The sequence below is a fragment of the Bacillus sp. J33 genome, from assembly GCF_000518885.1.
Classification (GTDB): Bacteria; Bacillota; Bacilli; order Bacillales; family Cytobacillaceae; genus Cytobacillus.
In genome coordinates this window covers 1-12,530 of sequence record NZ_JAEL01000030.1, presented here as the reverse complement: position 1 = coordinate 12,530, position 12,530 = coordinate 1, and the positions used below count along the sequence as shown (strand labels likewise).

Below are 12,530 nucleotides of genomic sequence, written 5' to 3'. Positions count from 1 at the left end.
ACCTCAACATATTAGCTTTTTGGTTTTAAAGTTATTACTATATATTCTTCGATAGATTTAATATCCCTTTATCGGATTTTTAGCTAACAGCTTCAAAAGTTCTTTTCCGTACTAAATTTCCACTAATAAAAAAGCACCATAACAGGTGCTCTTAAGATTCCTTTATTGACATTTGTTTAAAAAGCAATTTTACGAAAACAGCCTATGTACAATAAGCAATCCGTACGCCTGCTTACTAATTAGATGGTTTAGCAAACTTCTTAATTACCGCCACAAGTCCCCTAATTGTCAGGAGAGTAAAACTTACACTTGTAAAAGTGTGAAAAGCTGTCCATCTCCGCCACTTAAATAACCGTGAATTTCGCTCCAAATACCATTGAGCAGCACTCATTGGAATGCTCCATGTTAAACTTTTGAGCAGGATCCCCCTTAAATTGTCATTGTAGGATTGCTTAATCCATAAAACACTTAGCAGCGGAAAAAACAGCATGTCATAAATAATATTCGTTTTAAATATGGATGGGAAAGGCCTGACAGGATACTCAATTCTTTTTGTCCCAACAACATATGCATCTATAAGTGTTGACAAAACTCCTTTAGAAAAGAAAATGACTAGATTTTCCCATACCTTTGACCCTATAAATAGAAAAGGAACAGCAGCACCACACAAAGCAAGCAGTCCCCTTAACATGATTTTCTCCATTAACCGGCACCCTTTACATAAATTTGTAATTGTAAAGCTTACAATTTCCAAATAGATGTAATAATATGTATTAACATCCAATTTTTAACTTAAATTTATTTTTTACGTATTTTTCTTTTGAAATAGGTTATTCTGCCGAATAAATTGTCAGTTCAAAGATTTTCAGTGCTGAGATCGTAACCACCTTTTGTCCCGCAATTACAATATCGCTGGTTATTCTGGTTACTTCCTGGATTACTGGATAATATTTAGTAAAAAAAGTAAAGAATAAAAAAACAGAATTAAATATACGGCCATTACTATAAACCATGAACAAAATGTAAATAATTATAATAAGTAATCCCCTCTATCCTCCGCTGCCTTTATCTCATCACGGCTGTGCGACCCATATATTACTTCCCTCTTTAATCGCTCGAGAAGATATTTTTCCATTTCCTTATCCGTACAAAATACAAAACATCCCTTTTGTCCTCTAGTCATTAGCGTCCTGTAGGTGTTGCGAATAATTTTATCCGCGAGTGCTTTGGCTTCTTCGGGCTCTTCTTTGAGCATTTTTTTGATGCCTTTTAGAGATTGGTCTGTTTTGGCCCTCTTCGTGTAATCGGTAATAACCTGTCCATTTTCAAATCTCATGTCATCTCCGATGATAACGCCCACATAGTCAAACTCCAGCCCCTGGCACGTATGGATGCAGCCCGCTTCTCCCACTGAATTTTGATCAATCGCCCAGGTTTCAGAGTTATTTAAGTTCCAGCTCATTCCATATTTATGTTCCTTAATGACGATATCGTGATAATTTGATTTGGCCCTGCCCTCTTTTGGCCATTCCCAGCAATATCCGGCGACCATCCGCGATTTATTGTTAAGTTTATTAAGGCTCTCAATCTCTTTTCTCAATTCATGCGGATCAGAAAATACGCGGAAATCATAGTCCAGCCCCATGTCATTAGCATTGGCAGTTTCCCGAATTTGCAGGACATCATCCAGCCAGGCAATATAGCCATCAGATCCATCGCATCTAAACTGTGATGCCAAAAATCCTGAAGTCACTTTCGCTCCATATTCCTCGGCGTATTTTTTTATAAGTTCTACACTGCCAATGTCTTTTAGAGTCACCCGTTGGTTCTCATCGATAAAAAATATAGACAAGTTCGCACTGTGGATAATTTCTTTGATCTGGTTTTCACCCAGGTTTTGAAACATGCCAGACTTCTCATTTAACCGATGTGCCTCATCAACAATTAACACATCAAGTTCATTGAGGGAAGTTTCAGTATAGCTGCCAGAGCCTTTAAATAAGTTATCAATCCGGCCTTTTTTAAAATCGCCCTTTAGTTTTGCAGCGTACACATTTCGCGGAGCCGAATTCTTCGTGACATACTGGCATGTCATGTTTTCATTCGTTAAGGCAACAAGAAGATTGACCGCAAGCACTGACTTGCCTGTACCCGGCCCGCCTTCAATGATCATCACCTGTTTGGCATCAGTCTTTATAGCAGTCTTGGCAAGCTGGAGTGAGGTTTCATACATCACCTTTTGCTCATCAATCATGACGAACTCCTGGTTCCCTTTTAACATGTCTGCCAATGAATCCTGCAAAGACTTTGAAGGCCTGATCCTTCCCTGATCGATTTGGTACAGAATCTCCTTTTTATCGCCATACTTGATATGGGTTTTAATAAAGTTTCTAAGACGCTCGACATCCCCCTTTGCGTAAACTGGCGCCAGGTTTGTGTAGTAATTATACATTTTATCCGTTAACGGATCATTCTCCCTCTTCCGGTAATTATGTAAATAGGCACAGGGCTTGAGCTGAATATTTTGCTGCTGCACATTTTCATTGTAGTCCTCAATTAATGCTGCATATGACCATGCCTGATAGGAAGGATGGGCAACCTCATGCAATCCTCGGTTAAGAGCAGTCTTAACGATCGCTTCTTTTCCCGCGACCTTTTCAACCTCAGACCACTGCTTCAACTCGACGATGACAACGGTGTCCTGATCCCCATCATGACCTGACAACAGGAAATCCACCCTCTTGGACGTATAGGGAATTCTGTACTCAATTGCTATCCCTGCATCATCAGGAATGCTCTGGTCATTTAAAACCCGGTACATATGCAGCATCGAGTTGTCCCAGGACCGAATCTCGGACTCACTCGTCCTGCCCAGCTTTAATTTGAACTGCTCTAAAATATGCGCTACCAGCACATCCTGGTCAACATGGTGAAGAAACTCCTGTTTACTGGCTTCATAGACAATCATTTGGATCACTCCATTGTACAAATTCTGCTGTTTAATGTTCTGACAGCTCGACTTAGTCGATTTTATTATAGCAAAATCTGGAAATGAAGCTATTTATGAGATCTTTAAATTATAAGCAACCAAATTCTTGCAGATGGATTTTGGAGTTTGAACATAGTCAGCCTGCAAGTTTCGTTCGGCAGGAAAAGGCAATATACATATATCTTCACCGAAAAAAATAAACAGGGTGAAATGCAAAAATAAAGAATTGCTTTCTTTATCTATATTTAACAGTTTTGATTTATCTTGTTCATAGTTTGTTAATATTTTCAGATTATAATTAGAATTGTACCGAAACATCATACAGCCCTTTATCTTTACCCCTTTTAGGTCCGGCCATGTATTTGGCCGGATTTTTTATATTCGTTTTCTGTGTGTCTATAAGAAATGGGCAATCATTAAATAGTTTCATCCTTTGTGCAAAGTAATCTCAGTATGACATGCTCTGATTTAAACCAAATAATTTCATATAACACTCCCTGAATTCTTCAGTCTTTTTGTAATCCAGCTTTCTCCTTATTCGTTTTAACAAATATTTCAATATAATAATTTATCACACAATTTATAATATTTGTGTTAAACTATCAAATAGCGCTGTCGAAAACAGTGATAATGCAATATTCTATTTTATTATGCAATTATTCTAAAAAATTCGGGGGTATTTTATGAAGAACGCATTTCTTAAGTGGAACCAAGCAAGCCTAGTAAAAAGAATACTTGTTGGTATTATTATTGGTGTTGTTTTGGCTTTAACGATTCCTGATGCAGCAAAATGGGTGACAGTATTTGGTTCTTTATTTGTAGGTGCATTAAAGGCAGTTGCGCCGGTTTTGGTTTTATTCCTGGTAATGCATGCCATCTCCAGGCATAGAAGCGGTCATCAGACAAATATGAAATCGATTATTATCCTATATGGCCTATGTACATTCCTGGCAGGATTTGTAGCGGTTGTTGCAAGCTTTATTTTCCCGGTTACGCTATCTCTTGCACCGGGGGCAGAAGACGTGACACCTCCTGGCGGCATAGTAGAGGTACTTAGGACGGTCCTGTTCAACGTAGTTGACAACCCGGTCAATGCTATTTTAAATGGCAATTATATCGGCATCCTGACTTGGGCCATCCTACTTGGCATAGCCTTAAGAAATGCCGCTGACACGACCAAAAATATGCTGGCTAACTTCTCGGATGCCATCACTAAATTAGTAAAATGGGTGATTAACTTTGCACCACTTGGTATCATGGGGCTGGTTTTTGAAGCGATTGTCTCTAATGGGCTTTCAGCCTTGCTCGACTATGGTAAACTTCTTGCCGTTCTGCTCGGCTGCATGTTTTTTATCGCTCTAGTTGTGAATCCTATCATCGTATTTCTTAATATTCGCAGAAATCCATATCCACTAGTCTTCAAATGCTTGAAGGAAAGCGGAATCACAGCATTCTTTACACGCAGCTCAGCTGCAAATATTCCAGTAAATATGAGCCTATGTGAAAAATTAGGTTTAGATGAAGATACTTATTCCGTATCGATTCCGTTAGGTGCCACCATCAATATGGCGGGTGCAGCTGTTACGATTTCGGTCTTGACTCTTGCTGCGGTTCACACCCTTGGCATCCAAGTGGACTTTGGTACTGCCCTTATCCTTAGCGTTTTAGCAGCAGTATCAGCAGCAGGTGCTTCAGGTGTTGCCGGCGGATCTCTCCTGCTTATTCCTTTAGCGTCCAGCTTATTCGGAATTCCAGATGACATTGCGATGCAAGTCGTAGGTGTTGGATTCATCATTGGTGTGCTTCAGGACTCTTGTGAAACAGCTCTTAACTCTTCATCAGACGTACTATTTACTGCAACTGCGGAATATGCAAAGAAGCGTAAAGAAGGTAAGGTTGTAAAAATTAGTGCGTAAAACAACTTTTGATCCGGCCATATGAAATGGCCGGATTTTTTATTCCTTCTTTTGCCCTATCACCTTTCCAAAAATTTGAACACCCTCCATGCTAAGATTTTTTATGCAGAGATTAATTAAACCTATTGGAGGGATTAACTTGAAACATATGAAGTTAGCTAAAGCCGTATCAACTGGAGTGTTGTCTGCCTTGCTTCTTGCAGCATGCGGTGAAACAGACGATATATCAACAAAAACGCAGACAGAAGAAACCGGCAAAGAGGAAAATGTGAATCAGGAGGAAAAAAAAGAAGATGCCAAGGTTGGAACTCGGTCTAACCCTGTAAAAATAAACGAAATTGCCTCTATTGATACAGTCATCTATGACGATTCATCAAATGAATATAAAACAAAGATTGAGCTGTCAGTAGATGAAGTGATCCGCGGAGAACAAGCTCAACAAAAACTAAAGGAAATGAATGAATTTAACGAAGATGCCCCAGATGGTTATGAATGGGTTCTTGTAAAAAGCAAGGTAAAAGTTGTGGATTCGGAAACGGACGACCATCCATTTACGATCGACGGCATCATGAACTTTAAATTCGTAAGCGAAAGCGGCGATATTTATAGCGGTGATATTGCTGGCACAACGGAACCCGATTTTTCTTTTGAAATGTATAACGGCAACGAAAAAGAAGGCTTTATTGCTGGTTTAGTGAAAGCTGGCGAGGATGCAAAAATGGAGTATGATTCTTGGGTCGGGAATACGGTGTTTTTTGATCTAAAGTAAATGGACTTTCAGCCCCTCTTATAAGAGGGGTTCTTATATAACAAAAACTATGTATAAAGAGCATCCCCTTCATAAAAGGAATGCTCTCTTTAAAAAAACATTTCTAATTATCATTGTCCGTTTCCGTTTGATCAAAATCCGGCGCAACTGCTTTTTTGATGGATAAAGAAATGAAGAATGCCCCAATACATAAAGCCAATGCAAACCAATAAGCATGGTGCACCCCTTGAGTCATCGCTTCATTCATTACATTTTCAGTAATCGGCACTGACTGATTTGCTAGATAGCTGCTCTGTCCTTGACTCATTATACTAACAAAAACGGAAACCCCAAGGGCTCCCCCAATTGGCTGCAGGGTATTCCCGATGGCTGTTCCATGTGGATAAAGTTTCTTTGGCAATTCATTCAGCGCATTCGTATGGGCGGGCATCATGATCGAAGAGATAGACAGCATCAATATGATATAGACAAGGATGAATGACCAAATATGCATCGAAGGACTGATATTGCTGAAGAATACCATAACCCCTACCAATACGAGTGTTCCGGGGATCATCAGCTTTCTAGGTCCAAACTTATCGAATAGCGTACCCATTACCGGTGACATCAAACCATTCAATAACGCACCTGGTAAAAGCAATAGCCCCGCCAGCTTTGCAGAATATCCGAGCGGTCCTTGCAAATACATAGGCATTACGATTTCGGAAGCGAACATTGCCATGACCACAATGACAAAGAGGCTGACACCCAGTGCATAATTTTTATATTTGAAGACACGAACATCTAATAATGGCTCTTCCAGCTTCAATTGACGGAGGACAAATACCGCCAGGCTTAGTAAGCTGATAATAATAATTGAAAGAATTCTTATCGATTGAAAACCCGCCTCACCAGCACTGCTGAATCCATAGACTATTCCCCCTATCCCGATGGAAGACAAAATAATCGACAGTATATCAACTTTTGGACGTGTTACCTCTCCGACGTTTTGCAAAAATTTCATTGCAAACAGAATTGAAAACGCAGCGAATGGAATAACGGTAATGAATAACCAGCGCCAACCTAATAAGTCAACGATGACACCCGATAAGGTCGGACCGATTGCAGGTGCAAACATAATAACCAGACCAAATGTCCCCATTACTTTTCCACGAACTTCAGACGATACATAAATAGCAATGCATTCATAATTACGGGTATTAACAGACCTGTCCCGACCGCTTGGACCATTCGGCCTGTCAGCAGCATGGGAAAATTCATAGCACAAGCTGCGATGGTGGTTCCGATTAAAAATATAGTCATGACACCGATAAACATTTGTCTGGTCGTGAACCATTGAATCAATAAGGCAGATATAGGCATCAAGACACCCATTACAAGCATAAATCCAGTAGCCATCCATTGAACAGTCGGTGCATCAACGTCAAATACATTCATCAATTCAGTCAATGCGATATTTAGCAATGTTTCATTCAAGATGGCAAAAAAGGCACCGAACATGAATGTAATCATGATTATTCTGGTATTTGTCTTAGAATCCATAATTCCTCCATCATTTTACAGTTTAAATACATACATAAGTATAATCCACCATAGAAATTAATTTTTCAAGCAGTACGCCTAGACGCTCTTCCATTTTTCTATTTTCCTTGATTTAGCTTAAAAATCTTCATCAATCAAGTCACTTATGACTCCCATAGCCGCTTTACTTCCATCACTTGCAGCATTAATTAATTGAGGAGGTGCTGATAGGGAATTATCTCCACTTGCATAAACTCCTTCAATATTTGTACGCCCCATTTTATCAGTTTCAATTCCACCCATCTTATTCATGGCACACCCTAAGGTTTGAGGAAATGAAGTCGCTTGTTTTAATTCAGTAGAAACAAAGCCGCCTTCCCTTTCTATTTCTTTCCCATTCTTAAATTGAATCTTCTTTAAGCGTCCTTTATTGCCTTGTAAAGTTACGATTTTGTCTTCTATAACTTTTATTTTTCTCTTATTTAATACTTCTCTCTGCTCGGTAGAGAGAATGTTTTTCCCATTTGTACAAACAACAAGGTCTTTACTCCAATTTGAAGCCATTTTAGTCATATGAAAAACCCGCTCATCCTCTCCTATGACAACTATTGCCCGGTCTCTTAATTCCCATCCATCACAAAAAGGACAATTAAACAAGGAGGTGCCATAGAAATGATGGATCCCTTCTATACGAGGCAAAACATCTTTAAGGCCAGTTGATAAAAGGACCTTTCTAGTTCGATATGAATGCCCATCTTCCGAAAAAATAAGAAAAGTGCGATTTTCTTTTTTTATATTGATAATGCGCTGATTTTGAATCGAAATACTGGGATATTTCAACAAATTCTCTTTAGCCAATTTTTTAAATTCAGAAGGCTTTATTCCATCTCTTGTTATAAATCCATGAGATTCATGAGTTACAGCATTCCTGGGCTTATCTTCATCAAATAGAATGGTATTTCTTTTTGCCCTGCCAAGAACAAGTGCAGCATTTAAACCTGATGGTCCTCCACCAATAATAACGCAATCTAATAACAATTTTATTCCCCCTTAAATTATCTATATTAAAGACTCTTAATATCTATAATTATTATAAAAAAATTAATGCGAGTTATGACAATCTGTTTTTTGTATTTTTGTTGCTTCGATTTCTTTTGCAATTTCAATAATATATTTTTTGCCTAATTCCTCTTTCATCTTTTTTTCAGCTTCCATCATCACATTTTCAATTAAACATTCTCCATTTTTTTGATCATCATGTTCCAATGAACAGCTGAATAAGGTTGTTTTCCCTTCAATGGCTTGAATAACATCTAAAAAAGAAATTTCGCGTGAATGGCTGACTATACTATATCCACCCTTAACACCAGGAGTTGATTCAATTAGTCCCGCTTTAACCAGTTTTGTTAAAATCTTCGAAAGATATGTCGGTGAGAGATTTTGGATACTGGCCAAATGATCAACCCCAACAGATTTACCCTTTGGAGTTAAAGTTAAATAGACCATCGTGTGTAAAGCGTAATTTGTGGCTCTTGAATATTTCATTCATTCTCTCCTTCAAAAAAATATATTAAAGACCCTTGATGTCTGTAATTAACTTTAAACCAAAATAGAATAAAAATCAACCTTGAGAAATTTTTCTTATATACCGTAAGTCAAATAGACGAATTATAAAGAGGTTGTTATTCACTTTCGGATTAAAAAAACTGTCCCTTTCATACTGCCGCTTTAAGCTCGTTCTGGTCACACTATTAAATTGCTGCCTAATTATTAGCAGTTAGACAGCAATTTTTGGTGCAGCCACACGAAGAAGAAAATAATGGGTTAAGCTAAATCCTTTGGTAAATTTAATAAAACCCCTAACTACCATTTTAAATTTACAGCTCTGAGTCTATTTCACAAATTTATTTATCTGGAACTATGCAATATAACTGATCCTATAATTTGATCCCAGTCATCACTATGAATCTCATGGCCTGATCCATCAAGCGTCACAAACTCAGCATGGGGAATGGCTTTCATAAGGGCAAGCCCGTGCTCGTACGGCAGAGCCGGGTCTTTTGTGCCATGAATGATCAGCACAGGGACACTGATTTCACCCGTCCTATCGTAATATTCCTCTCCGCCTTGCAGCATGGCATGATTAAATCGGCTTAGCAGCTGCTTAGCGCGCACAGCCTCTCTTTCTGCCAGTTTAAATATTCTTTCCTGTTCAAACGTTTTAGAACCAGCTAATAATCTCCATCCCTCCGCAAGATAGGGAATCACCGCTTCTTTATTTGACCAATCTATATTACTTCTCTTCGCGTGGTGTTCTAGAATGCTCTGATCCATTGGAGGCAGTTTTTCCATCTCGGTTCCGAACACACTTGTTGCAATTAGAGTAAGCGTACGTATCCGTTCTGCATATCTCAAGGCAAAAATCTGACCTATCATTCCCCCTAGCGACATCCCTGCAATATGAGCCTGCTCGATCGAATAGGAATCCAGGATTCCGACTGCGTCGTCAGCCATATCCGTTATGGTATAGTTTGAAGTACCAGGCTCATAAGTGGTGGAACGTCCCAGGTCACGATGGTCATACCGAATGACAAATCTCCCCTGTTCAGCGAGGCGGAGACAAAAATCCTCGTCCCACCAGTCTAATGAAGACATAGATCCCATTATTAACAGGACAGCAGGGTCTTTAGGGTTTCCGAAACTTTCTGTACAAAGATCCACATTGTTTATTTTAAGTAGTTGTTCACCCATTTTTTTACCTCCTCGAATGTAAAATTAAAAGGAATCACATCTGAAATTAATGATCAATCCCAGAGTTATTCTAATGCCTGTAAAGATTTCACTCTACCCTTAATTTCTTATGCAGCAATGATTCACTTATTCTAGCTAGTTTAAAGAATTACCTTTCTATTTTGAGAAGGGCAAAAGACTGAAGAAAGTCCCCCTGTAATTTGTTAAAGCAGGGTTTTCATATTTTTTAATTGCAAATTCCAAATAAAAAACTTTACTTCACCTTCCCTTCCATTCACCCTTCCAGCCAATGCCACAAAAAGATGCCTGTCCCCTATGCTTTTAACAAACTAGCACAGCCGAGGACAGACACCTTTATTTTATTCTGCAGACATACCAATTATCTGCCTAGTAAATTCCCACCGCATCAAATCCGGATTGAACGGCGGCCTCTTCCTCGCTTCCTTCACCATATATATCGATTGCAGACTGAACGATGGCCTGACGTGCATCGCTAAAATTAGAATTTGAGGTTAAATAAACAGTTAAAGCACGGTAGTATATTTGCCCCAATTTTTCCCTTCCAATTTCTTGTCCGATCAAGTATGCGGCATGGTTGGTAATGGAGGAGTTAACATGGACACCGCCATTATCTACATTAAGTGGCATGTCATAAAATTCATCCATATGATCCGGATAAACACCGCTGCCGTAAGCTGCTCTCTGTGCGTTGCTGACTACAACACTGTTTGGATCACTCAAGCTGCGCAATCTCGTTACCCCGTCAGCTTTAGCTGCCGGTGCCATAATGTCTTCGCCCACTTCCCAATCATCATCGTCCACGAGTACACCAAAGACGTCCGCGAACGATTCGTTCAGTGCTCCAGATTGATTCCGGTATGCTAAATTTGCAGTATGAGAGATGACTCCATGAGTCATTTCGTGGGCAGCAACGTCAAGACCGGCTGATAGTGAAATAAAAAATTCACCGTCACCATCCCCATAAGTCATATGGCGTCCATTCCAGAATGCATTGTTGTAATTGCTGCCATAGTGAACATATGAATTAATAGCCATTCCTTCCCCATCCAGAGAATTGCGGCCATGTTCATTCAGAAAATAGTCATATACCTTTTCAGAATTATAATGTGCATCGACAGCAGCTCGGTCATAATCGCCAATAAATGCAGCAGAATTCCCAACATATAAAGTATCATTGCTTGAATTCCCGTCATTTTTAGCATCATACGTAAATATACCTTGCAGATTCTCATGAGAGTAATCTGCTAATGCAAATTTTGTTCCGCCTTCATCTTCCTTTACTGGAGTAATATGTAATTCTCTGTGGTCACCATGAACACCTTTTCCAGCACCTTTTTGGGTTTTATGTTCCTCGGCATGCATTAAGCCATTATACTTATCAATTACTTCGCCGGTATTTGCATCCACGAACACAAACCAGTTTCCAGGTTCATCTCCCATGAAGTTAACATTTACTTTATATGCTGTATGGTTTTCGTTTTCAAAAGGATAGACAACAAGCTCAGCAGTTGGCTCATATGTAAGCTCTTCAGGGGCATCGACAGAGGATAATGCCGCTTTTAGTGCAGCATCACTGCTTAAAGAGGCGGTCGTGTCTACTGCATCTTCTGCAATCGTCTGATTCACTCTTCCGTTCACGGATACTACTTCATTATTCTCATTAAAATGAACAATTACTTCGGATCCCTCAACGTTAACTCCATTTATTGACTGATTAAAACGGACATGAGTCATACCCAGTTCATCTTTTTGTACACTTTTCACTTTTAGGTTTTTATCCGGATTTTTAACTCCTGTCTTATCCTGGTGTTTCTTCAAATAATTTAATGCATTGGATGGGGAGCTAGAAGTAAATTTCTCTGCAAATCGCTCTTTTACAAATAAAGGGACGCTTGCTTTCTCATTCCACTCCTTGGAAGCTTGTACATTACTGGCCCCGATAGAATCAACCGGCTGCGCAAAAACGCTGCTTACCGGGATAGACCCCACCAATAATGCTGAGGATAAAAATACAGGTGCAATAAGCTTTTTCTTCAAAATTTTATACCTCCTATTATTTAGATACTCTAAATTATAGAGTAGGAGGACTGATTTTAAATGAATAATATGAATTATTTTAATTTTAAAAATAATGTAAAATAAGGTCGGTAAAATAGTTATAATTTACCAGAAAGCAAATAATATTAATAAGTTCATTGAAATTCTATGCTTTTGTTGCAGTTATTGAAAAACACAGTAAGTATCCGCCCGTAAAACGGGCGGTTTTAATTTCGCCCTATAAGGGCACTTTACTGACAATCCCCTAAAGGGGACTCTAAATTGACCGTCAACCGTTCACTCCTGTCACTTATCTTTAAATGGATCGACGTATTCCCTCTTTGTCATATGGTCGCGTAATTTATCCTCAGCTTCCTGCTCGCGGATATATTTTGCTACTGTTTTCTGGTTGAGTCCCACCGTACTCACGTAATATCCCTTAGCCCAAAATGTGCGGCTTCCGTGGTTATACTTTAAATTCGCATGACGATCATGTATCATCAATGAACTTTTACCTTTTAAATAT

Annotated in this window: 9 protein-coding genes and 1 pseudogene; 2 read left to right on the top strand and 8 right to left on the bottom strand. The window is 39.1% G+C overall.

All coding sequences use genetic code 11. From position 1 onward, the window contains the following. Positions 1–235 precede the first annotated feature (235 nt). Positions 236–703, bottom strand: a complete 468-nt coding sequence (locus L634_RS0110925; RefSeq protein WP_026582486.1) for a CBO0543 family protein — start codon at positions 701–703, stop codon at positions 236–238. A gap of 327 nt (positions 704–1,030) precedes the next feature. Continuing rightward, positions 1,031–2,968, bottom strand: a complete 1,938-nt coding sequence (locus L634_RS0110915) for a DUF2075 domain-containing protein (RefSeq protein WP_026582484.1) — start codon at positions 2,966–2,968, stop codon at positions 1,031–1,033. Positions 2,969–3,672: 704 nt separating this feature from the next. Between L634_RS0110915 and sstT the strand changes: the two genes are divergently transcribed. Further along, positions 3,673–4,905: a serine/threonine transporter SstT gene (sstT, locus tag L634_RS0110905; protein WP_026582482.1), complete on the top strand. Its 1,233-nt coding sequence runs from the start codon at positions 3,673–3,675 to the stop codon at positions 4,903–4,905. A 148-nt stretch (positions 4,906–5,053) separates the two neighbouring features. Further along, positions 5,054–5,674, top strand: a complete 621-nt coding sequence (locus L634_RS0110900) for a hypothetical protein (protein ID WP_026582481.1) — start codon at positions 5,054–5,056, stop codon at positions 5,672–5,674. Positions 5,675–5,777: 103 nt separating this feature from the next. Here L634_RS0110900 and L634_RS30995 read toward each other — a convergent pair. From L634_RS30995 to L634_RS0110865, 6 genes and pseudogenes are all read right to left on the bottom strand, one after another. Next, positions 5,778–7,216, bottom strand: a pseudogene (locus tag L634_RS30995) (MDR family MFS transporter). Positions 7,217–7,333: 117 nt separating this feature from the next. Next, entirely contained in the window at positions 7,334–8,233 is a 900-nt protein-coding gene (locus L634_RS0110890; RefSeq protein ID WP_026582480.1) for an NAD(P)/FAD-dependent oxidoreductase, read from the bottom strand. A 63-nt stretch (positions 8,234–8,296) separates the two neighbouring features. Further along, a complete protein-coding gene (locus L634_RS0110885) occupies positions 8,297–8,740 on the bottom strand; it encodes an Rrf2 family transcriptional regulator (protein WP_026582479.1) in 444 nt (147 codons plus the stop codon). 363 nt (positions 8,741–9,103) lie between these two features. Beyond that, positions 9,104–9,946, bottom strand: a complete 843-nt coding sequence (locus L634_RS0110880) for an alpha/beta fold hydrolase (protein ID WP_026582478.1) — start codon at positions 9,944–9,946, stop codon at positions 9,104–9,106. A 387-nt stretch (positions 9,947–10,333) separates the two neighbouring features. Then, complete coding sequence (locus L634_RS0110870; protein ID WP_026582477.1) at positions 10,334–12,004, bottom strand: M4 family metallopeptidase; 1,671 nt, start codon at positions 12,002–12,004, stop codon at positions 10,334–10,336. 306 nt (positions 12,005–12,310) lie between these two features. After that, positions 12,311–12,530, bottom strand: a 220-nt coding sequence (locus tag L634_RS0110865; RefSeq protein ID WP_026582476.1) for an IS200/IS605 family transposase, incomplete at its 5' end; no start/stop codon positions are given.